22 protein-coding genes and 1 other annotated feature are annotated in these 23921 nt (G+C 37.5%); all 22 genes read right to left on the bottom strand.

From position 1 onward, the window contains the following. Nucleotides 1-58: 58 nt before the first annotated feature. The 22 genes from pyrE to MHB48_RS05690 all read right to left on the bottom strand — a co-directional run bounded on the left by pyrE (nucleotide 59) and on the right by MHB48_RS05690 (nucleotide 22790). The gene (pyrE, locus tag MHB48_RS05795; protein ID WP_342600585.1) at nucleotides 59-691 is read right to left on the bottom strand and encodes an orotate phosphoribosyltransferase; all 633 of its coding nucleotides are present in this window, start codon (nucleotides 689-691) and stop codon (nucleotides 59-61) included. Then, entirely contained in the window at nucleotides 688-1398 is a 711-nt protein-coding gene (gene pyrF / locus MHB48_RS05790) for an orotidine-5'-phosphate decarboxylase (protein ID WP_342600584.1), read from the bottom strand. Before pyrF ends, pyrE begins: the two co-directional genes overlap by 4 nt. Then, nucleotides 1395-2309 carry a dihydroorotate dehydrogenase gene (locus MHB48_RS05785; protein WP_340918841.1) on the bottom strand — a complete coding sequence of 305 codons (915 nt, stop codon included), beginning with the start codon at nucleotides 2307-2309 and terminating at the stop codon, nucleotides 1395-1397. The genes pyrF and MHB48_RS05785 overlap by 4 nt, the downstream gene beginning before the upstream one ends. Then, complete coding sequence (locus MHB48_RS05780) at nucleotides 2306-3082, bottom strand: dihydroorotate dehydrogenase electron transfer subunit (protein WP_342600583.1); 777 nt, start codon at nucleotides 3080-3082, stop codon at nucleotides 2306-2308. The genes MHB48_RS05785 and MHB48_RS05780 overlap by 4 nt, the downstream gene beginning before the upstream one ends. After that, nucleotides 3079-6276 (bottom strand): carbamoyl-phosphate synthase large subunit, encoded by a 3198-nt coding sequence (carB, locus tag MHB48_RS05775; protein ID WP_342600582.1) that lies wholly within the window; start codon nucleotides 6274-6276, stop codon nucleotides 3079-3081. Before carB ends, MHB48_RS05780 begins: the two co-directional genes overlap by 4 nt. Next, nucleotides 6269-7369 (bottom strand): carbamoyl phosphate synthase small subunit, encoded by a 1101-nt coding sequence (locus tag MHB48_RS05770; RefSeq protein ID WP_342600581.1) that lies wholly within the window; start codon nucleotides 7367-7369, stop codon nucleotides 6269-6271. Before MHB48_RS05770 ends, carB begins: the two co-directional genes overlap by 8 nt. Further along, nucleotides 7366-8646 (bottom strand): dihydroorotase, encoded by a 1281-nt coding sequence (locus MHB48_RS05765; protein WP_342600580.1) that lies wholly within the window; start codon nucleotides 8644-8646, stop codon nucleotides 7366-7368. The genes MHB48_RS05770 and MHB48_RS05765 overlap by 4 nt, the downstream gene beginning before the upstream one ends. A 1-nt stretch (nucleotide 8647) precedes the next feature. Further along, nucleotides 8648-9526, bottom strand: coding sequence for an aspartate carbamoyltransferase catalytic subunit (locus tag MHB48_RS05760; protein ID WP_342600579.1), 879 nt, complete (start codon nucleotides 9524-9526; stop codon nucleotides 8648-8650). Between the two features lie 148 nt (nucleotides 9527-9674). Continuing rightward, nucleotides 9675-10976: a solute carrier family 23 protein gene (locus MHB48_RS05755; RefSeq protein ID WP_342600578.1), complete on the bottom strand. Its 1302-nt coding sequence runs from the start codon at nucleotides 10974-10976 to the stop codon at nucleotides 9675-9677. A 28-nt stretch (nucleotides 10977-11004) separates the two neighbouring features. Further along, nucleotides 11005-11547 (bottom strand): bifunctional pyr operon transcriptional regulator/uracil phosphoribosyltransferase PyrR, encoded by a 543-nt coding sequence (pyrR, locus tag MHB48_RS05750; protein ID WP_340918828.1) that lies wholly within the window; start codon nucleotides 11545-11547, stop codon nucleotides 11005-11007. A 215-nt stretch (nucleotides 11548-11762) separates the two neighbouring features. Next, a complete protein-coding gene (locus MHB48_RS05745) occupies nucleotides 11763-12689 on the bottom strand; it encodes an RluA family pseudouridine synthase (RefSeq protein ID WP_342600577.1) in 927 nt (308 codons plus the stop codon). Continuing rightward, nucleotides 12689-13165 (bottom strand): signal peptidase II, encoded by a 477-nt coding sequence (gene lspA, locus MHB48_RS05740; protein ID WP_342600576.1) that lies wholly within the window; start codon nucleotides 13163-13165, stop codon nucleotides 12689-12691. Before lspA ends, MHB48_RS05745 begins: the two co-directional genes overlap by 1 nt. 499 nt (nucleotides 13166-13664) lie before the next feature. Further along, nucleotides 13665-16427: an isoleucine--tRNA ligase gene (gene ileS, locus MHB48_RS05735; RefSeq protein WP_342600575.1), complete on the bottom strand. Its 2763-nt coding sequence runs from the start codon at nucleotides 16425-16427 to the stop codon at nucleotides 13665-13667. Nucleotides 16428-16621: 194 nt separating this feature from the next. Then, nucleotides 16622-16856: a binding site (T-box leader), on the bottom strand. Between the two features lie 52 nt (nucleotides 16857-16908). Continuing rightward, nucleotides 16909-17418 (bottom strand): DivIVA domain-containing protein, encoded by a 510-nt coding sequence (locus tag MHB48_RS05730; RefSeq protein ID WP_340918819.1) that lies wholly within the window; start codon nucleotides 17416-17418, stop codon nucleotides 16909-16911. 96 nt (nucleotides 17419-17514) lie between these two features. Next, nucleotides 17515-18303, bottom strand: a complete 789-nt coding sequence (locus MHB48_RS05725) for a YlmH/Sll1252 family protein (protein WP_342600574.1) — start codon at nucleotides 18301-18303, stop codon at nucleotides 17515-17517. A gap of 194 nt (nucleotides 18304-18497) precedes the next feature. Further along, entirely contained in the window at nucleotides 18498-18758 is a 261-nt protein-coding gene (locus MHB48_RS05720; protein ID WP_342600573.1) for a YggT family protein, read from the bottom strand. Nucleotides 18759-18776: 18 nt separating this feature from the next. Continuing rightward, nucleotides 18777-19256, bottom strand: a complete 480-nt coding sequence (locus MHB48_RS05715; protein WP_342600572.1) for a cell division protein SepF — start codon at nucleotides 19254-19256, stop codon at nucleotides 18777-18779. Further along, a complete protein-coding gene (locus tag MHB48_RS05710; protein WP_342600571.1) occupies nucleotides 19253-19945 on the bottom strand; it encodes a YggS family pyridoxal phosphate-dependent enzyme in 693 nt (230 codons plus the stop codon). Before MHB48_RS05710 ends, MHB48_RS05715 begins: the two co-directional genes overlap by 4 nt. Before the next feature lie 76 nt (nucleotides 19946-20021). Beyond that, on the bottom strand, nucleotides 20022-20261 hold the full coding sequence (locus MHB48_RS05705; RefSeq protein WP_340918806.1) for a YlmC/YmxH family sporulation protein: 240 nt from the start codon (nucleotides 20259-20261) through the stop codon (nucleotides 20022-20024). A gap of 106 nt (nucleotides 20262-20367) precedes the next feature. Beyond that, nucleotides 20368-21150 (bottom strand): RNA polymerase sporulation sigma factor SigG, encoded by a 783-nt coding sequence (gene sigG, locus MHB48_RS05700; RefSeq protein WP_342600570.1) that lies wholly within the window; start codon nucleotides 21148-21150, stop codon nucleotides 20368-20370. Between the two features lie 90 nt (nucleotides 21151-21240). Further along, nucleotides 21241-21948, bottom strand: a complete 708-nt coding sequence (sigE, locus tag MHB48_RS05695; RefSeq protein ID WP_340918801.1) for an RNA polymerase sporulation sigma factor SigE — start codon at nucleotides 21946-21948, stop codon at nucleotides 21241-21243. After that, nucleotides 21948-22790, bottom strand: coding sequence for a sigma-E processing peptidase SpoIIGA (locus MHB48_RS05690; RefSeq protein WP_342600569.1), 843 nt, complete (start codon nucleotides 22788-22790; stop codon nucleotides 21948-21950). Before MHB48_RS05690 ends, sigE begins: the two co-directional genes overlap by 1 nt. Nucleotides 22791-23921: the final 1131 nt, after the last annotated feature.

The following is a 23921-nucleotide window of genomic DNA, read 5'->3' as shown; positions in this document are numbered from 1 at the left end:
AATAACAAGAGCCATTCAAAAAGACGCTTTCCAACTGATTGGAAAGCGTCTTTTCTGTTTATTTTAGTAAGCCTTGTTTTAAATCAGCATGCCATTTTGAAAGCATTGGTAAATCTGTTTCTGCTATTGTACCCGCTTCACGAGCAGCGTTTGTAAGTGCGTCATAATTAGTTAAACTCACAAATGAGATTCCAGCTTCTTTAAATGCTTGTTCCGCTTTTGGTAAACCGTATGTAAAAATACTTACAACTCCAAGAACTTCTAAACCTTCTTTTTGAAGCGCTTCTACTGCAACTAAGCTGCTCCCTCCAGTAGAGATTAAATCTTCAATAACCACTACTTTTTGTCCAGCAACTACTTTACCTTCAATTTGATTGCCACGACCATGCTCTTTTGCTTTCGAACGAACATACATCATTGGAAGTTCTAGTACATCACTTACCCATGCAGCATGTGGTATACCCGCAGTTGCAGTTCCTGCTACTGCCTCTGTTCCTGGAAAGTTTTGTTGGATTGCTTCTGCTAATCCTTTTGCAATTTCTTTGCGAATGGCAGGAGATGACATCGTAATTCGGTTATCACAATAGATTGGAGATTTAATTCCGGAAGCCCATGTGAAAAGATCGTTTGGTTTTAACTCCACTGCTCCTACTTGAAGCAATGCTTTTGCAATTTTATTTTCTAAAGTCATGCGTTTTCCTCCCACATTTTTAATATAGTGTCATATGCTTGTACCGGGTTTTCAGCTTTTGTAATCGCACGTCCCACAACAATATGAGATGAGCCTAGGATTCTCGCATTTGCTGGAGTAGCAACACGTACTTGATCATGTGCTTCTCCTTCAGCTAAACGAATTCCTGGTGTTACACGTAAGAATTCAACTCCACATGCTTCTACAATTTTTTTTGCTTCAAGAACGGAACAAACTACACCGTCTAAGCTTGCTTGTTTTGCTAGTTTTGCATAGTGAACGACTGATTCATCAATCGTCGTTTGAATTAATTGTTCTACTTGCATTTGCTTTTCAGAAGTTGACGTTAACTGAGTTACTGCGATGATGGAAGGTCTTTTATTCCCAGCAGTTGTTCCTGCTTCTAGTCCTTCACGCGCTGCAATCATCATAGCCTCACCGCCAGCAGCATGAACATTAACTAAGTCGGCTCCAAGTCGAGCTAACCCTTTCATTGCTTGTCCAACTGTATTCGGAATATCATGAAGCTTTAAATCAAGAAATACGTCATGTCCCATTTCTTTCAACTTATATACGATTGAAGGGCCTTCTTGTAAATAAAGCTCCATTCCTACTTTTACAAATAGGGATTGCTCAAAAGGAGTTAAAAATTGATATGCATCTTCTGCTGAAGCAAAGTCTAATGCAATAATTGGACTGTTTTTCATAATCGATGACTCCTTCCAACTAATTCAGTGATCGTTTCAAAGCCTAGTTCATCCAATTTTTCTGGAAGTTGATCAATCAAGTTTGGACATACAAATGGATCGACAAAATTTGCCGTTCCTACTGCAACTGCACTTGCACCTGCTGATAAGAAATCGATCACATCATCCATTGTAGAGATACCACCCATTCCGATAATCGGAATGGACACTTGTTTCGCGACATCATACACCATGCGCAGTGCCACTGGTTTAATAGCTGGACCTGATAATCCACCAGTTACGTTTGCGATAACTGGTCGTCCAGTTTTCGTATCTAATCGCATACCAAGTAGTGTATTAATCATCGTAATCCCGTCTGCTCCACCTGCTTCTACTGCTCTTGCAATTTCTCCTACATCTGTCACATTAGGAGATAACTTTACATAGACAGGAACAGAGGATACTGCTTTCACAGCTCTTGTTAATTCTTCTGCTACGAGGGGATCTGTTCCAAACGTGATACCACCTTGTTTCACATTTGGACAAGAGATATTCAACTCTAGTGCATGTACATTTGGTGCTTTTGAAATAGCTTCTGCAACAGCTACATAATCTTCTGTAATATAACCCGCTACATTTGCGATAATTGGTACATCAAATTGCTCGAGCCATGGAAGCTCATTTTCCATCACTTTTGTTAAGCCTGGATTTTGTAATCCAATTGCATTTAACATCCCAGCAGGCGTTTCTGCTACACGTGGAGTTGGGTTTCCAAGTCTCGTTTCAGGAGTTGTTGCTTTAATCATAATTGCGCCAAGCTTGGATAAATCATATAGTTGGGCATATTCTTTCCCAAATCCAAAGCAACCAGAAGCTGGCATAATCGGGTTTTTCAATGAAAGGCCTGGTAATTCGACCGCTAATCTATTCATACTCGAATCACTCCTGACTGGAACACTGGTCCATCTGAACATACTTTCACATAATCAGCATCTGTTTTTTCTGTTGTTTCACATACGCACGCAAAGCAAGCACCTATTCCACAGCCCATTCGTTGTTCAAACGATAAATATCCTTCTTTTTCAGGATACATTTTTTCAAGTGCAGAAAGCATCGGTGTTGGACCACAGCTATAATATACTGCGAAATCATCCGCTAATGTTTCTAGCACATTCGTGACAAAACCTTTATGTCCATAGCTTCCGTCTGCTGTTACGATATACGTTTCGCCTAGCTCTTGAAATTGTTTTTCGTAAAAAACAACATCTTCGGACTGAAATCCAAGTACATGAATTGGCTGTACACCTTTTTCCACAAGTCTTTTGGAAAGTTCGTAAAGTGGAGGTACACCAATTCCTCCACCAACTAGTAAAGCTTTTTGTCCTGCTTCCACTTTATCGATTGGAAAACCGTTCCCAAGAGGTCCAAGTACATCTACTTGGTCCCCTTGTTTTTTTTGAGAAAGAAGCGTTGTTCCTCTTCCTTCTGCACGGTAAATCATTGTGAATTCTAATGTTTCTTTATCTATAGATGCAATACTAATAGGTCTTCTTAAGAGTGGTTCCATTTGGTCAGACACACGTAAATGAACAAATTGGCCTGGCTGTTTCATGTCTTTTACGAGCTGCCCTATCAATGTTAATTCAAAAATGTTCGTCGCAATTTGTTTTTGTTTTACGACGCTCATTTGCTCTTGTCGAATCATGCACGAACCTCCTGATGTTTCATTGTTTCTGTTGAGAAAGTCATGGACTCAATTACTCGGAGCATTGCTTCTGCTGTATCTAGAGAAGTTAAACATGGTATACCATTTTCAACTGATTCTCTTCGAATACGGAAGCCATCGCTTTCTGGCTGCATTCCTTTTGTTAAAGTATTAATAACAAATTGTGCATCCCCTTTTTGAATAACATCTAACAATGTCGTTCCTTTTGAACCGATTTTGTCTACGATATCCACTGGGATACCTGCTTTTTGAATTGCTTGAGCTGTTCCTTGTGTAGCAATAATACGGAAGCCAATATTATTAAAACGTTTCGCAATCTCCGTTGCTTCTTCTTTATCTTTATCAGAAATCGTCATTAAGACAGATCCATGGTCTTTAATTTCCATACCTGCAGCAACTAAGCCTTTATATAATGCTTTTTCTAAAGTAATGTCTTTCCCCATTACTTCCCCAGTTGACTTCATCTCTGGTCCAAGCGTAATGTCCACTCGGCGAAGTTTCGCAAAACTGAATACGGGAACTTTTACGTAAACTCCCGGACTATTTGGAGCAAGTCCTGGCGTGTACCCTTGCTCTACAATCGATTGTCCTAGAATTGCTTTTGTAGCAATGTTCGCCATTGGAATCGATGTAATTTTACTTAAAAATGGTACTGTACGGCTTGAACGTGGATTTACTTCAATTACAAATACTTCATCTTTAGAGATAACGTATTGAATGTTCATTAATCCTACAATTTTCAATCCTTTTGCAAGGCGAGTAGTGTAATCCACAAGTGTATCAATATGTTTCTGTGCTAATTTTTGTGGTGGATACACAGCAATTGAGTCACCAGAGTGAACTCCAGCGCGTTCGATATGTTCCATAATTCCAGGAATCAATACATTTTCACCGTCACAAATTGCATCTACTTCAATTTCTGTTCCTGTTAAATAACGATCGATTAACACTGGTTTTTCCGGACTTGCTTCAACAGCATTCTCCATATAATGTTTAATCTCATCTTCGTTATAGACGATTTGCATTGCACGACCACCAAGTACGTAAGATGGTCTTACTAATACTGGATAACCGATTTCATTAGCAATAACAACTGCTTCATCAACAGATACTGCTGTTTTTCCAAGTGGCTGAGGAATATCGATTTCATGTAATGCAGCTTCGAATTTGTTACGATTTTCTGCACGGTCGATATCTTCTAGTGTGGTACCTAGAATTTTTACGCCTCTTTCTTCGAGTCCTGCAGCAAGATTAATTGCCGTTTGTCCTCCGAATTGTACAACTACTCCCTTTGGCTGCTCCAAGTCTACAATATGCATCACATCTTCGAGTGTTAGTGGCTCAAAGTAAAGTTTATCTGAAATGGAGAAATCCGTTGAAACTGTTTCAGGGTTATTATTGATAATAATCGCTTCATATCCTGCTTCTTTGATTGCCCATACAGAATGTACGGTTGCATAGTCAAATTCTACCCCTTGTCCAATACGGATCGGGCCAGAACCTAGCACAATAACACTTTCTTTGTCTGTACGAATGGATTCGTTTTCTTCTTCATACGTTCCATAGAAGTATGGAGTTTCTGATTCGAACTCTCCTGCACAAGTATCGACCATTTTGTATACTGGTACAATGCCATGTTCTTTTTTATAGTTATACACTTCGATTTCTTTTACATTCCAATATTTCGCGATTGTTTTATCTGCGAAGCCCATTCGTTTTGCTTTGTATAATACTTCTTTGTCAAAAGGATTGGCTTGAATTACTTCCTCGTAGTTCACGATGTTTTGAAGTTTATTTAAGAAAAATACATCAATTTGACTCCACTCATGGATTTGCTCTACAGACACACCTCTACGAAGTGCTTCACCAATGAAGAATAAACGCTCATCACCTGCACGGCGGATACGTTTTTCCATCCACTCGTCTGTTATCGATTCATTATTTTTCATTTCGATATGGAAGTGTCCTGTTTCTAGTGAACGAACTGATTTTAGAATCGCTTCTTCAAATGTACGTCCTAGAGACATTACCTCACCAGTTGCTTTCATTTGTGTGCCAAGATTACGTTTAGCAGATTCAAATTTATCAAATGGCCATCTTGGAATTTTTGCAACAATATAGTCTAGTGCTGGTTCAAAGCATGCGTAAGTTTTCTCTGTTACCGGGTTCATCATTTCGTCCAAAGTTAATCCTACAGCAATTTTCGCAGCAAGTTTCGCAATTGGGTAACCAGTTGCTTTTGATGCAAGTGCTGATGAGCGACTTACGCGTGGGTTTACTTCGATAATATAGTAATTGAAGCTATGTGGATCAAGTGCTAATTGTACGTTACATCCACCTTCAATTTTTAGCGCACGAATAATTTTCAAGGATACATTACGAAGCATTTGGTTTTCACGGTCCGATAATGTTTGCGTTGGAGCAACTACGATGGAATCTCCAGTATGAATTCCCACTGCATCTACGTTTTCCATATTACATACGACGATTGCGTTGTCAGCAGAGTCACGCATTACTTCATACTCAATTTCTTTGTAACCAGCAATCGATTTTTCTAGGAGACATTGTGTTACTGGGCTGTACTTCAATCCACTTGTTACGATTTCAAGCAAGTCTGCATCATTGTGACAAATACCGCCACCAGTTCCACCTAGTGTGAAAGCTGGGCGTACGATAACTGGGTAACCGATTTTCTCTACAAATGCTTTTGCTTCATCTAAGTTATGGATAATATCACTTTCTGGAACTGGTTCATTTAATTCATTCATCAATGTACGGAATAAATCACGGTCTTCTGCTTTATGAATTGCTTCTAGCTTCGTACCTAAGATTTCGATTCCAAGTTCATCTAAAATTCCTGATTTATCTAGTTCAATCGCCATGTTCAATCCTGTTTGTCCACCTAATGTAGGGAGAATCGCATCTGGACGTTCTTTACGAATGATTTTGCTTACGAATGGTAATGTGATTGGTTCGATATATACTTTATCTGCTATTTCTGTGTCAGTCATGATTGTCGCTGGGTTCGAGTTCACAAGAATTACACGGTAGCCTTCTTCTCTTAATGAAATACAAGCTTGTGTACCAGCATAGTCAAACTCAGCTGCTTGTCCAATTACGATTGGGCCAGATCCGATTACTAATATTGTTTCTATATCTTTACGTTTAGGCATGTGAACTCTCCTTTTTGCTTTCAGCATTCATTAATTCGATAAATTGGTCAAATAAGTGTGTAGAATCTTCTGGTCCACATGATCCTTCTGGATGGAACTGAACGCAGAACACTGGGAATTTTTTATGTCTTACACCTTCGACAGTACCGTCATTTAAAGCAACATGTGTAATTTCTAAATCTGTATGTGCGATGGAATCTGCATCAATAGCAAAACCATGATTTTGAGAAGTAAGCTCTGTTCGTCCTGTTGTTAAGTCTTTTACCGGATGATTTCCACCGCGGTGACCGAACTTCAATTTGAAAGACGTTGCGCCACTCGCAAGTGAAATCAGCTGATGTCCAAGGCATACCCCGAATATCGGAACTTGACCGATAATTCCTTTTACCATTTCAATTACTTCTGGGATGTCTGTTGGGTCCCCAGGTCCGTTTGATAGCATGACACCATCTGGGTACATACCTAAAATCTCTTTTGCAGATGTGTTATAAGGAACGACAATAATGTCGCAGTCACGTTTGTTTAATTCTCTTAAAATACCGTGTTTCATACCAAAGTCTACTAACACAACTTTTTTCCCACGTCCTGGACTTGGATATGGACGAGTAATAGAAACTTGTTCGACTACATTTCTTTTAATTTCAGTAGTTTGCAGTTCTTTTACTACTTGCTCCACATTCACTTCTTCCCCAGCATTTGTAAGCTTTCCTTTTAAAGAACCATGTTTTCGAATAATACGCGTTAACTTTCTAGTATCGATTCCTTCAATTCCTGGAACATTTTTTGCTTCTAAAAATTCACTTAATGTACCTGCACTTCTAAAATTAGATGGTTGTTCTGCAAGCTCTCTTATAACTACCCCTGAAAGCCCAATTTCAATTGCTTCAAAATCATCTGGATTAACACCGTAGTTTCCAACCATTGGATAAGTAAATGTTAATATTTGTCCACAGTTCGAAGGATCTGAAATCGATTCTTGGTAACCTGTCATTGCAGTAGTGAAAATTACTTCACCGATAGTTCCTTCCTCACTTCCAAATGCATTTCCTTTAAATACAGTACCGTCTTCTAAAATTAAATATCTCGTTTTCATGCTTCTTCCTCCTGCCATACGATTTCTCCGTTATAAATAGTAACTTGTGGCCAACCTGTGCAAACCCATCCATTGAATGGTGTATTTTTTCCTTTAGATAAAAATGCCTCTTTATCAATAGCTTGTTCTTTTTCTAAGTCGATTAATACTAAATCCGCTGGAGCACCTTCTTCAAGCTTTCCAAATTCAAATCCGAAAACATCCGCTGGTTTATTTGTTAAATAATCTAGGAGTTGTTTTATTGTCCATTCCCCATTTTTGACGAAATGTGTATATAAAAGTGGGAATGCAGTTTCCAGTCCAACAATCCCGAATGGAGCTTTTTCAAAGCCGTTTGCCTTCTCTTCATCCGTATGTGGCGCATGATCCGTTGCAATCAAATCTAATGTTCCATCCAATAAACCTTCGCGTAATGCCATCATATCGTCCTTCCCTCTTAAAGGAGGATTCATTTTCCAAACAGCATCATTCGCAGGAATATCGTCTTCACAAAGTAATAAATGATGTGGACTTACCTCCGCAGTAACATGCACACCAGCTTTTTTTGCATCTCTAATGACTCTTACTGATTCTTTCGTGCTCACATGACATACATGATAATGAGCTCCTGCTGCTTCTGCTAGTAATATATCCCTTGCTATATGTACTGATTCTGATACAGAAGGGATTCCTTTTAAGCCAAGCTCTTCGTTGCGTTTCCCTTTATGCATAACACCACCGTAGATAAGTGTATTGTCTTCACAGTGTGCGACAACTGGAATGTTAAATTTCGCTGCTTCCTCCATTGCTTCTAGCATCGTTCCAGCAGCTTGAACACCAACTCCGTCATCTGTTAGAGCAAATGCTCCAAGTTTTTTTAATGCTTCAATATCCGTTCTTTCTTTTCCAGCCTGGCGAATCGTAATCGAAGCATAAGGTAACACACGAACAAGTGCTTTTTTCTCTATTAAATCTAATACGTGCGCGAAGTTTTCGGCTGTATCTGGTACTGGTCTTGTATTTGGCATGGCACAGATTGTTGTGTATCCGCCTTTAGCAGCAGACTTGGTTCCCGTTTCAATCGTTTCTTTTTGTTCGCCACCTGGCTCACGTAAATGGACATGTACATCGATAAAGCCTGGAGAAAGAAGCATTCCTTTTCCTTCTATTACTTGTGCATTATCAGCAGTGACGCTTGATCCGATTTTAGCTATTTTTCCTTCTTGGATTAAAACGGAGGTAGTTTCAAAATCTCCTTCATTGTTAACTATTTGAACGTTTTGAATAATTTTTGTCATGTTATTCTCTCCCTTTCAAAATTATTTCAATGATTGCCATGCGAATATAAACGCCATTTTCCATTTGCTTAAAAATTCTTGACCGGTCACATTCTACTAATTCACTAGCAATTTCTACATCTCGATTAAATGGAGCTGGATGCATGATAATTGCTTTATCTTTCATTTTGCGTTCTCTTTCGACTGTTAAGCCAAATGCTTGATGGTAGTCTTCCTTAGAAAATGTCATGTTGCTGTCATGTCTTTCATGTTGAACACGCAGCATCATGATCACATCGCTAGATTCAATGACTTTATCAAATTCATTAAAGGTATCAAATTCCCCTTGCCACTCTGGCGGGCAAACAAGATGGACGATTGCACCAAGTCTCGTTAATGCATCTGCATTGGATCTTGCTACTCGACTATGTGCAATATCTCCAACTATTGTAACTACTATGTCCTGTAATGTGCCGAACTCTTGCCAAATTGTATAGATATCAAGGAGGCTTTGTGTTGGATGATTACCAGTTCCATCTCCTCCATTTATAATAGCTGGTTTTACTCTTCCAACTAATTGCTCAAAGAAACTATTTTCTTCATGTCTTATAACTAACGCATCTAAACCAATCGCTTCTAACACCTTCACTGTGTCATAAAGAGTTTCACCTTTTAATGTACTCGAAAAACCTGCTTCAAAAGGTATTACTCCTACTTGTAAGTTTCTTTCAGCCATTTCGAAACTCATTTTTGTTCGAGTGCTTGGCTCAAAAAACAGATTAGCCATTGTATAACTGTTTTTCACTGTAGAATGGGCGCCTTCACGAAACGCTTGAGCTTGTTCTAATATAGCCATTATTTGATCAACAGATAGATCTTTCATTGATACTAAATTTTTCATGAAATTCCCCTCTTTCTTATAAAAAAACCTCCTCGAAGACTCGAGAAGGTTCGTTTAAGTACAGATCAGTAGAAAGACTTTATACAAAGTCCCTACTCATCTATCCGAACCCTTTGCTGACTCTCTGTCCAGCTATTTAAAAGGTTATTTATTTAGTTGAATCCATACTGGAAGTTTCAGCTTCTTTTCTCCCGGGAAGGACTAGATTTAAGACAACACCGATGATTGCTGCTAAAGCCATTCCTTCTATACTTAGTGATTCTGTCACGATGAATTTTGCTCCACCGATTCCAATTACTAAGATTACGGATGCGATCACAAGATTTCGGCTATTTCCAAAGTCTACTTTCGCCTCCACTAACATGCGTAAACCGCTTGAAGCAATGATACCGAATAATAGAATGGAAACTCCTCCAAGAACCGCTGTTGGAATTGTTGTAAGAAGAGCCATTGCTTTACCGAAAAATGATAGTAAGATGGCAATCACTGCTGCACCCATGATGACATAGATACTGTAAACACGTGTAATTGCTAGAACTCCGATGTTTTCACCATATGTTGTTTTCGGAGGACCACCGATGAATGCACTGACAAATGTTCCTAAACCATCACCTAGTAATGAGCGGTGTAAGCCCGGAGTTTTAATATAATCGCGGTCTACTACTTTACCAAGAACAAGTTGATGACCAATATGCTCTGAAATCGTTACAATGACGATTGGCACCATCACAAGTAGAATTTTAGATGTCACTTCGAATTCATAATGTACACCGGGAATTAGAAAGTCCGGCAAAGCAAACATGCTTGCTTCTTTGATAGGAGTAAAGTCAACAATTCCGATTATCATGGAATAAATATAGCCGACTACCAATCCGATTAAGATCGGCATCGTGCTTAAAATATTTTTGAAATAGATTGTACAGAAGATTGCTGTAAATAATGTAACCAATGCTGCTGAGAAATGTAAGAAACTATATTCTTTTAAATCTGTACCTTCAATTGGAATATTCATCGCCATATCAACTGCAACTCCTGAAAGACCTAACCCAATAACCATTATTACTGGACCAACAACGATAGCAGGTAACAATTTCATGATCCATTTATAACCACTTTTCCAAATAACGAGTGACACAATACCATACACTAAACCTACAAACATCGCACCTATCATTGCATTACCAGGGCTTTCACCATAATTAGTTGCAATAAGAATCGGTGTAATAAAGGCGAATGATGAACCTAAATAAGCTGGTACTTGGAATCTCGTTACTAATAAAAAGATTATTGTAGCAATTCCACTCGTAAGTAAAGCAATCGCAGGGCTTAATCCAACTAACTGCGGTACTAAAATCGTTGATCCGAACATCGCGAACATATGCTGAAAACTTAACGTGATCAATTGCCCACCTGTTGGCTTTTCATTTACATCTAATATCGCATTCGACATGAAGGTCCCCACCTTTTTATCTAGATTATTATTCAAAAATTGTTACAGCATCTATATCATCTGTTTCTGTAACTTTTACTACAATTCGTTCACTACTTGATGTAGGAATATTTTTTCCAACATAATCCGCTCGAATAGGTAGCTCTCGATGTCCTCGATCTATTAATACTGCCAATTGAATTTGCGCAGGTCTTCCTAAATCCATTACCGCGTCCATTGCTGCTCGAACCGTTCTACCTGTATACAAAACGTCATCTACCAAGATTACTTTTTTATCTGTTACATCATGTGTAATATCTACTTGCTGAACTAACGGCTCATTTGATTCATTTTTTAAGGATAAGTCATCTCTGTATAATGTAATATCGAGTTCACCTGTTTTTATTGCTTTTCCTTCAATTCGTTCAATTCTATCTGCCAATCTCTTTGCTAAAAAAGCTCCCCTAGTTTTAATTCCCACTAATATACACTCATCAATACCTTTATTTCGTTCGATAATCTCATGTGCAATTCGAGTAAGTGCTCGGTTTATTGATTGTTCGTCTAATATACTTGCTTTTTCTACCGTCATTTTGACTTCCTCCTTCCGGAAATATAAAAAACCTCTTGAGCTAGAGATGCCCAAGAGGTTGTATGTGTGTAATAAAATAGGGTGAACCCTAAAAATCCGCGGATTGATAGTGAGTCACTTTCACATGTACCTTCTCAGCCTCTCTGGACTGTTATTAAAGGTGATACTATTCAATTGTGTTTGCTGATTTACTTTTCTTCAATCATTATAATACACTAGTCTTCTTTAATCAATGATTGTTTTTTTAAATCTTGTAACAGATTTGTGAATTCCTCTGGAAGTGGAGAAGAAAACTCTAAATACTCGCCAGTTTTCGGTTGAATAAACCCTAATACTCCCGCATGTAGAACTTGGCCATCAAAGTCGATTGTTTTCTTCGGACCGTATTTCGGATCTCCAGCTAAAGGATAACCAATATACTTCATGTGGACGCGAATTTGATGCGTTCTTCCTGTTTCAAGCTGACACTCCACTAACGTAAACTTATCGAATCGTTCCAATACACGGAAATGAGTCACTGCATGTTTTCCATTATCAACAACTGCCATGCTTTGTCGTTCTTTTTTATCCCGACCAATAGGAGCGTCAATTGTTCCTTTATCATGTGCAATATGCCCATGTACAAGTGCAGTGTATTTACGAGTTACTGTTTTCTTCACCAGTTGATCGACTAAAGATACATGTGCAACATCATTTTTTGCGACCATTAATAGTCCGGTTGTATCTTTATCGATACGATGAACGATTCCAGGACGTAAAACTCCATTTATGCCTGATAAGTCTTTTATTTGATACATTAACCCATTTACAAGTGTCCCGCTCGTGTGACCAGGTGCAGGATGAACAACCATTCCACGTGGTTTGTACACTACCACTACATCCTCGTCCTCATAAACGATTTCTAAATTCAAGTTTTCAGCAACGATGTCTAGTGGAATTGCTGCAGGAGGAGATACAACAATAACGTCTCCTTCTTTCACTTTATAGTTCGTTTTTGGTGCTTCATTATTCACTAACACATGTCCATCTTTTATAAAGTTTTGGATTTGTGTGCGTGACCATTCCGTCTCAAATGTGGCAATTGCTTTGTCAATTCTCTCTTTTTCTTGTTCTTTTTCTATTACAAATGTTAACTCTTCCATTACTTCACCTTTTTCTTTTCTGCTCGTTCTTCTTGTAGTATGAATAATATAATGAATACTACTCCTATTGTTAATGCCGCATCTGCAATATTAAAAATAGGAAAATCATAGTTTATAATTGGTATTAAAACATCCACAAAATCAACTACTTCTTTTCTCCAAAGTCGATCGATAAAATTCCCTATTGCTCCACCTAATAGCATCATTAAACCTACTTGAAACAATGGTTTACCATTAGCTTCTTTATGAAAATAATAAATAATCCCAATGATTACAATAATCGTGATGATTGCAAACAAACCCATTCGACCTTGTAGCATTCCCCATGCAGCTCCGCGATTTCTATGCGAAAGCAGTGCTAAATAAGGATCCAAAAGAATGATATTTTCACCTAGCGTCATATTTTTAACAACAAGCCATTTTGTCCATTGATCTAAAGCAATGACAAACGCTGCAAGTCCGTAAAATTTCCACACATTAATTCCTCCGATAATGAATTTCTCCACTTTTTACTGATATGGAAAATTTCTGCTGAATGAATTTAAAGAATCTTAACTAGTTTACCATAAAAGTATGCTATTCGTAAAAGAGCATATAGATTAAATGTATATAAAAAAATGTGGCTGTCCCTAAAGTCATATAGTGACTGAGAAATGGTCCATTTTCCAATGTATTGATTTCCGTTCCAGACGGACGCTTTCCGCGGGCATAACTTCAGTCTCCTCAGGCCAACACGATGTTGGTCACGAAGGCGTTGCCACACGAGGTGGCGTTCTTAGCCTTCGTTCCTTTGTTCGCTCCTGCGGGGCCTTCAGCTCATGCTATTCCCGCTGGAGTCGCCGTCTTTCACTACTATTAATTCCCTACAAAAAATAGTAGGTTATGAAAAGTATACAAAAAACAGGTGTAGAAAAAGACTCGTTTTTCTACACCTGCTTCAATTTATGGGCTTATTGGACAGCCCCATTCACTTTATTAGATATAATTATTTTCTACAACATCCGCACAACGAGTACATAATGTTGCATGTTTTTCATCTGAGCCGACTGTTTCAGAAATTGTCCAGCAGCGTTCACATTTCTCGCCATCTGCTTTTTCCACTAACACAGAACTATGCTCCAGTACTAAGCTATTTGCTGGTGCTTCCGATTGAGCTCCACCTAATGCAAACTTAGAAACGATGAATAATTGAGCAAAATCAATCGCATCTGTTTCAAATAATGATTTATAATCGTCTTTTACATACAAAGTAACTTTTGCTTCCAGAGATTTACCGATTGTTTTAGCATTACGTGCTTCTTCTAACGCTTTTAATACATCATCACGTAATTCGATAATTTTCGTCCACTTTGGTGCTAGTGCTTCAAACGCTGGATATTCTATCGCATCCGGCATATCTGTTAATTGTACACTTTCTTCTGTTTCATGTTCTAGATAAGCCCAAAGCTCATCTGTTGTATGTGGCAAAATAGGTGTCATTAATTTTAATAAAGCAAGAAGTGTGTCATACATAACTGTTTGCATTGCACGACGATCTTTATGATCTGCTCCATAAATATACACAACATCTTTTGCAACATCTAAATAGAATGAGCTTAATTCACCAGCAACGAAGTTATTTACTGCATGATAAACACTCGCAAAATCATAGCGCTCATAAGCAGCTCTTACTGTTTTAATAACCTCTTGCAGCTTCATGTACATATATTGATCTACTTCGCGAAGATCTTTAAATTCTACACGATCATTTACTGGATGGAAATCACTAATATTCCCATGTAGGAAACGGAAAGTATTACGGATTTTACGATATACTTCTGTTACTTGTTTAATGATAGCATCGGATACACGTACATCTGCCGTGTAATCAACAGAAGCAACCCATAAACGAAGAATGTCTGCACCAAGTTGATTCATCACTTTAGAAGGAACAATTACATTCCCTAGTGATTTACTCATTTTACGGCCATTACCATCCAAAATAAATCCATGACTTAAAAGTCCTTTGTAAGGTGCATGACCAAACATAGCAGTACTAGTAATTAATGAAGAGTTAAACCATCCACGGTATTGGTCAGAGCCTTCTAAATATAAATCAGCTGGGAATACTAAATCATCTCGCTCTTCTAACACACCTTGATGTGAAGAACCTGAGTCAAACCATACGTCCATGATATCTGTTTCTTTCGTAAAGATACCATTTGGACTGTTAGGATGTGTAAATCCTTCTGGTAATAACTCTTTCGCTTCTCTTTGGAACCAAATATTAGAACCATGTTCACGGAATAATTTTGATACATGTGAAATTGTCTCTTCGGTAAGAATTGGTTCACCATCTTCTGCATAAAACACAGGAATTGGAACACCCCATACACGTTGACGAGAAATACACCAGTCTCCACGGTCACGAATCATATTGAATAGACGAGTTTCACCCCAAGCAGGTGTGAAATTTGTATCACGAATAGCTTGTAATAATTCATCTCTAAATGCTTCAATTGAAGCAAACCACTGGGCAGTTGCACGGTAAATTACTGGTTTTTTTGTACGCCAGTCATGTGGATACGAGTGTGTAAAGAAAGTTAGTTTTTCAAGGGCTCCCGCTTCTTCTAAAGCTTCTGTAATAGCTTTATTGGCAGTATCATAAAATAAACCTTCAAATCCTGGTGCTTCTGCTGTCAATACACCACGATCATCCACTGGACATAAAACATCTAAGCCATACGCTTTACCTACGTAGAAATCGTCTTCCCCGTGCCCTGGAGCAGTATGAACACATCCTGTACCAGACTCAGTAGTTACGTGTTCACCAAGAATTACTAGTGAATCACGATCATAAAGTGGATGTTTGGCAACAAGTCGGTCCATCTCTTTACCTTCTAGCGTACGTTCAATTGCGTATTCTTCCCAACCAAGTTCAGTTGAAACAGATTCCACTAATTCTTTTGCTACAACATACTTAGAACCTTTTGCACTTACAACTGCATACTCTACTTCAGGATGTAGCGCTATTCCTAAGTTCGCTGGAATTGTCCAAGGAGTTGTCGTCCAGATGATGAATTTCGTTCCCTCTTCTAGCACACCTTTTCCTTCTGTAACTGCGAAACTTACATAAATAGAAGGTGACTTTTTGTCTTGGTATTCAATTTCCGCTTCTGCAAGGGCAGATTCACTTGATGGTGACCAATAAACTGGTTTTAACCCTTTATAGATATATCCTTTTTTAGCCATTGCTCCAAATACTTCGATTTGACGAGATTCAAATGCTGGAGTAAGTGTAACATAAGGGTTCTCCCAATCACCACGAACACCTAGACGTTTAAATTGAGAGCGTTGGTTATTAATTTGTTCATAAGCATATTCCTCACATAGCTGTCTGAATTCTGCTAATGTCATTTCTTTACGTTTTACACCCTTGTTTGTTAGTGCTTGTTCAATTGGTAAACCATGTGTATCCCAACCTGGAACATAAGGTGCATGAAACCCTGTCATGGATTTATGACGAACAATCATGTCCTTTAATACTTTGTTTAAAGCATGACCAATATGAATATCACCATTTGCGTATGGAGGACCATCATGTAATACGAAGAAAGGACGATCTGCTGTTCTTTCTTGCACTTTTTTATAAATATCTTGCTCCGCCCATTGTGCTTGAATATCTAATTCTTTTACTGGTAAATTCCCTCGCATTGGGAAATCCGTTTTTGGCATTAATAATGTGTCTTTGTACTCCATCTTTCTTCCTCCTTATTTGAATCGTGCTCTTGCCTACATAATGCAGGTCAGTTAGTCGTTGTAGCATGGATGCGACGAAAATGGGCTAACATTTTTTAACTCTTCTTGAAATCTGTGACATCCGCCGGTGGCATTTATTTTATTCAATAGGTGTTTTGACCCTACTGAAAAAAATAAAAAAACCCCTCATCCCAAAAAGGGACGAGAAGTTAATGCTCGCGGTACCACCCTACTTGCGATTTTATTAAAAATCGCCGCTTAGTATGCCATAACGGGGCATATTCCGAAGACACTTACTATTAAATAAGGATAAAGTTCAGTGTCTTTGCTCCAAAGTGATATTCTAAAAAAGATTCATTGCTTGAGCTCTCACCATCCTCAAGTCGCTTAATCGAAATCTATTATAGACGTCTTTATCTTCGCATGTTTATTTGATATGCAATAATTATAGGAAAACTAAGCCAAACAGTCAAGAAATGTATTAATCCTCTGTTGCAGATATACGTTCTATTGCTGCTGTATCTGCATCATACTCCATTAAATGATTCCAATCGTCTGTATTGATCAAGTCTAATTGTGCTTCTATGAGCATTTTAAAGCGATTACGGAATACTTTCGATTGCTTCTTCAAATCCTCAATCTCAAGTGCAATTCTTCTCGCCTTTGTAAGTGCTTCGTTAACAATTCGATCTGCATTTTTTTCTGCTTCTTTTACAATTAGTTTTGCCTCTTTTTGAGAATTGCGTCTAACTTCTTCTGCTGCTTCCTGGGCAACAACGATAGACTTATGTAAAGTCTCTTCAATGGATGTGAAATGTCCTACCTTTTCGCTTGAAGATTTCAGTCTAGTTTCCAGATCCTTTTTCTCTTTAATAAGGATTTCAAGGTCCTTCATAATTTGATCGAGGAATTCATTTACTTCATCTTCACTGTATCCTCTAAATCCTCTACTGAATTCCTTGTTATGTATATCAAGTGGTGTTAATGGCATCAATTTCATCTCCTTTAATGTACTATCATTCTTTTCCTCTATTATACATTTACCATAGAGTGAATACATCTAAAATTCTAATATATTATAGATAATTTAATTTTTTTGCTCTAATCGACCTATTTGAAGTCGAATTTTATCTTTTTTTGTTCTACCTTCAATCATCATTAATTTAACTCTTCCTAACCCACGAATGGAGAGTAAGTCTAATTCTTGTAATTCCATCGACGTTTGATCTTTCTCTACCCAATTCACTTTCACTTTACCACTTTGAATAAGTGAAGCTGATTTTTGACGAGAAATATTAAAAACGGATGAAATGACTGTGTCTAACCTTAATGAACTAACAGTAAGACTTTCCGATGTCCATTCCTCCTGTTGTTGGAAATAGTTTAAAGGATCTTCCACTGTTTCTACTTGTACTTTCACTTTTCCTATTCCATTAAAGTTAGCTCGAACATACTCTAAAATTTCAGAAGCAACGACAAATTGAATGGCACCATCCTCTACACGAATATCTCCGAATTTACTTCTATCCATGCCAAGTGACATCATCGAACCAAGAACATCTTTATGACGCAAAGTAACAAACTTCTTAGGATAATTAACTTCCACAACAGTTAGCGCAAATTCATCATTAGCTGGGATAAAATAAGAAGGATACAAAAGTACTCTTTTTCTTTCTGCACCATCTAAAGCACCTTCTGCTGACGATTCGATACCATCATATTGTCTACGGATCGAATCGACGATAAATTGCTGTCTCGGATCCAAAAAATCTGTTAGCTTAGGAGCATATCGATCTTCAATTTCTCGCATCAAACTCACTACTTGTTCAATAAATGGCTGCTCTTCTTTTCTAAAATGCTGTAGCACATGTTCCATGTAAGTATTCCCTCTCAAATATAGTAAAAAACCCCACAACAGTGGAGTTTGAGGCTGTAGACAAAACCTTCATTCATTCATTCATTCATAGGTGTCACTCCAAACTGCTCTGTAAACACATGTCAGTTGAAAAGAGGTTTACAGCCTACCTTCGCACATTGTGTGGGTCTGCGCTTAGCCGACAATTTGAAGGTTTAAATGAATGAAGCTAGTGACCAAATACCTTTCATTGCAAGCTGTAAAACAAAAATTGCAACAATTGGTGAAATATCAATCATTCCAAGTGGTGGGATGATTTTTCGGAATGGCTCTAAATAAGGTTCACAAATTCTTCCTAAAAATTGACCAAACGTTGATTGCTGTATATTTGGTACCCATGACATCAATATATAAACAATTAATGCATACGTATATAAAGTTACTGCTTGACTTAACAAATATAATACAAAGCTCATAGTTAAATTACTCCTCTATCAATCAAGGTCGTTATAATAATAATCCGATATGGCGCCAGCTACTTCTACTGAGTCTGGTGCACAAAGGAAAATATCCGTCCCTATTCGTTGTATGTCTCCACCTAAAGCGTACACTGTTCCGCTTAAAAAGTCGATTATTCTTATTCCTTGCTCTTTATCAATACGTTGTAAATTGACAATAACTGCTTTTTTGCTTTTCAAGTGTTCGGAAATATCTTGAGCTTCTGCATACACACGTGGCTCAATTAAGATTACTTTGGAAGATTTTTGCATATTTTGAATACTCACAAGATTTGGTGCATTTGTTTCTTTGGTTGCTGTATTAAATTTACGCTCTTTTGATGAGGATTTAATTGGCTGTTGTCTTAATTGATTTTCCACGGGTCTTTGTTGTTGAGATCTTGGTTGTTCTGCTTCGGTTGCGTCTTCATCTTCGTCTAAATAGAAGAAATTTTTTACCCAGTTTTTCATGCTCATAAAACCTCCTTCTTCTCTTTGCCGACTAATGCTGTTCCAATTCTAACAAATGTAGCGCCTTCCTCAATAGCTATTTCATAGTCTCCAGACATACCCATCGATAACTCATTGCATGGAGCGTATGGTAATTGCTTATTTGCAATTTTCACTTGTAATTCTTTTAGTTTACGAAAAACATTTCGAATGACAGAATCATCGTCCGTATCTGGAGCCATCGTCATCAAACCAATGACACGTATACGTGAAAAGTTTTTTAACTCTTCGATAAAGGTTTCTACTTCTTCAAAAGAAAGACCATGTTTTGATTCTTCTTCTGCCACATTGACTTGCACAAAGCAATCTTTTATAGAAGTTGCTCTTTTTTCTATTTCTTCTGCTAAACTAATTCGATCTAATGAATGTAAATAATCCACTTCATTGATAACCGATTTAACTTTTCTCGTTTGTAAAGACCCTATGTAATGCCATTTAACATCGACTGAAATGGCATCTAATTTTTTCTTTAAACCTTCTGGTCTGTTTTCTCCAAGATGGTTTACACCAGTAAGAATAACTTCTTTCGTTCTATCCACGGAAACTTCTTTCGTTACTGCAATAATTGTAACATATTCCGCTTTTCTATTAGCACGAATACAAGCATCTTCCATTTTTTGTTGAATAAGTATTAAATTTTGCTGCACATTTGTCATTTAAAAACCAACTTTTCATCAATTGTTTTTGTTTATTGTAACAATGAAAGGCCGTTTTATCAATGATGAAACATGCCTATTCTAAGTTTTTTGAAACAATAATAACATCTTTTCCAATTATCGCTATATTTTGAACAGCAATTTTTTTCGTTTCTCTTTTTTTATTAAATATGGATGGATAAGCTCCATTTGTTTCTACAATAAATGAAATAATATGTCCGCTATCTTTATCTATTTCTGCATCCACTATAAATCCTAATAATTGACCGCTATTTGCTTCTATGACCTCTTTTTGTTGTGCCTCTGAAAATTTCATACTTAACCCCCTTTCTATATTATATGAACGAAAAAGAAAAAAACGCTTTTTCTATGCAGAAAAAGCATTTTTTGTGTAGGCCTGACCATTGACGTAGACCAAGCTATTATTTTGGATTCAATTGATTTTGGATGGTGGAAAGTGCACTTTTTTCTAAACGGGATATTTGTGCCTGTGATAACCCTAGATCCATTGCTATTTCGGTTTGGGTAGCTCCGAAATAAATCCTTTTTGTCAAGATTTTCTTTTGCCTTGTATCTAACTTTTGAAAACTCTCTTTCACGGTAAAATAAGTAACCCATTGATCTTCTGACACATCATTGTCACATAATTGGTCCATCATATAGATAGCATCTCCCCCATCACTAAAAATAGGTTCTTGAAGAGAAACAGGGTCTTGAATGGCATCTAATGATAGCAATATGTCCTCAACTGGAATTTCTAATATTTTCGATAAGTCTTCTAGTGTAGGCTCTTCTAAATGGTCATTTATATATTGTTCTTTTGCTTTCATGGCTTTATATGCAATATCTCTTAATGACCTCGAAACACGTACGGAATGATGGTCACGCAAATGTCTTTTTATTTCTCCAATGATCATAGGGACAGCATACGTAGAAAATCGTACGTTATGCTTTAAATCAAAATTCTCTATGGACTTAATAAGTCCTATACAACCAACCTGAAACAAATCATCGGCTTGTTCTCCTCGATAAGCAAACCGTTGAACTAAACTTAAAACTAATCTTAGATTACCCATTACTAATTCTTCTTTTACGGATTCTTCTCCTGCTTGTAACCGAATAAACATTTCTTTCATTTGTTCGTGGGAAAGTAAAGGAAGCTTAGATGTATCAATGCCGCATAATTCAACTTTTGTTCTCGTCATAGATCTTCCTCCGGACTTTTTAATTGTTCTAAGTCAGTTTGTCCGTGAGTTTGAAGTTTATTCGGAGCTAGCAGCATCCAATTTCACCCATTAAGCTATCGGTTCATTTAACAGCTCTTTTAAATCTAAAATTATTTTCTTTTCTAAACGAGATATATAAGACTGGGAAATTCCTAAATGATCAGCTACTTCTTTTTGAGTCATTTCTTCCTGTCCATTTAATCCAAAACGACATTGCATAATATACTTTTCCCGATTTCCAAGCAGATTAATCGCTTCAAATACATGCTGACGCTCTAATTTTTTTTCCACATCCTCAATGATTAAATCTTCACTAGTTCCTAATATATCGGATAAGAGGAGCTCATTTCCATCTGAATCTGAATTTAATGGTTCATCAAAGGAAACTTCCGATTTCATTCGGTTTGTTTTCCGCAAATGCATAAGTATTTCATTCTCAATACATCTAGATGCATATGTTGCAAGCTTAATACCTTTATCCAGATTAAAGGTTTCCACTGCCTTGATAAGTCCAATAGAACCAATACTAATCAAATCTTCGATATTTGTATTCGTTTGATCAAATCTCCTTGCAATATAAACAACCAGTCTTAAATTCCGCTCAATTAAAACGTCTCTTGCGTGTTCATTACCTTCCATAAAGGATAAAAGCATTTCTCGTTCTTCTTCTCTTGAGAGTGGCTTGGGTAGGGATTCATTGCCACCAATATAATGTACTCCCTTTCTCCTAAGAGAAAGAAACCAAAAATACACTCGGCGTAACAAGTTCAACAACATTATTTGACACTCCTTTTCTTTAAATAAAAGTACGAGGAACTATGCAAAATTCCATCCGCTCCATGTGGAAATTTGTCTTTTACCCTAGTCATCACAATATATCCTTTAGGCAATACTAGATCGTTTACAATCCATTGTTCGTACTTAATACCAATAACCCATGCTTTTTCTTTTTGTATAGTAGAAATAGGTATTAAACGTAATTTACTTGCATATTCTTTTGGAAGTTTATCCAACCCTACATTTTTTTCAAATTCCCAATTGCTGATTGCTCGAAACAGAGATTCTGGAAGGACACCTTGTAGCACTTCAGCGGCTACAAAATGGACTGGAGCATTAGAAAGCGGCTCTTTACATTCATTTCCGGAGTCAATAAAAAGAGTTAACTCTTTTGTGTTTCCAAACAAAGTGACATTAGATGAATATAGTAATTCTCTATCCGAATGTGCAATATTTAGATGCAGAACATGTTTCGTTAGCAAATATAATCCGCCCGTTGCTATTAACGCAAAATTTACGATCATAAATGTATTACTACTATTTGTATACATTGGGGCAATCGCTGTTAATAAACCACCAGCAAAAATACTTGCGAGTAACGTCAATGTTATTGCTTTGACAATTTGTGTACGTTTCTTCCAAAAAGCGATTCCGATCATGAGGAAGAAAGTAAAAAACAATGTCATAACATGATGTGAAAAAATTACTGTTATCACTCCAGCAGTAAAAGCAGAAAGTAGCAAATATCTTTTTTGATTTTCAATCCAACCAATTCTGTTTGCAAATGCTAAAACGGTATAGTTGAAAAAAGTATTAGTTGCTATCATAACTTCCGCGTACATGGCTCTCCTCCTTTTGTCTAAATCTTAGCATCCCTTATCTAAGAAATTTGTCAAAAGAACGTTCCAAAACCACTTTTTTAAACGACAAAAAATTAATACAATAAAAATAATATTTCTAAATCTACTCATCCTCAGTAGTTGCCAAGCAATCCTCCCTAATTTTTTTGGGATATCACTTGGAATAGAAGTTTTTTGGGGCAGCTTATTCTGAATCGTTTCTAGAGTAATTTGGACAGACTTCACTTCACTTCACTCTACTCTATTTTCTGTATTCTTGTGGCAGTATTCTGTAAGTCGTTCTCCTCCAACTTTTGGAGACATGTTGCTTGTTTGATTAAGAAAAGCGCAGGCGCCCTCTAAGTACTAAACCTGTTTTGTATCGTTTTCGGAGGTCTTTGGACAGACTTATTGCTATATCACTACCGATTGATTTTTTAGAGAGGCTGATCGTGACTAACGTCACGACCAGCCTCTCTTTTCTCGGTAATCTTATGGCATTTGTCTGTCCGTCGCCCTCCTTCAACGGTACGAATAAGGGTAAGATCTTTTTGGATAATGAGGGAAAAGATGCTTTCCAACTAATAAAGCTTCAGAGGAGGACAGTCTAAGTTCGCGACTTCATGGTGCTCCTGCGCAAAGCTCGTCGCAAAATAAAAGAACATTTCGCAACGACTGTCTGACCCGCATCGTGCGGGCCTCCGTAGATACAATTTCGGGTGCTCTAGTGCTCCTCTATACATGGATGCTAACTATTTTTTTGTCATATACTCTTTTACCAGTAGAAGAAAATTAGCAGAAATGCTCTTCTTAAAGATTCTTACTAGCTAACAGGTCCATCCGCTCTACCTTACCTTGTGTAAATCCATTGCATTTTCATATCGTTCAAAGTATTAGTGACTTTATACACCCAAAAAGTATATACTCCCTCTTATCTTTTAGTTATCCTTTCTTTGATGATTGAATATTTACTTGATTGTAGTAGAAGGCGGCGACTCCAGCGGGATGAGTGAGACAGATGAGCCATCACAACGAACGCGAAAGCGGCGGTGATGGCTTATCGCTCACCCCGCGGAAAGCGTCCGCCTGTAACGGAAATCAACAGTAGTATTGAATCGATCTTTTTCTCCAAAA

It is taken from the genome of Psychrobacillus sp. FSL H8-0483 (assembly GCF_038637725.1).
In the GTDB taxonomy this organism is placed as follows: Bacteria; Bacillota; Bacilli; order Bacillales_A; family Planococcaceae; genus Psychrobacillus.
This window is presented reverse-complemented; position numbering and strand designations above follow the sequence as displayed.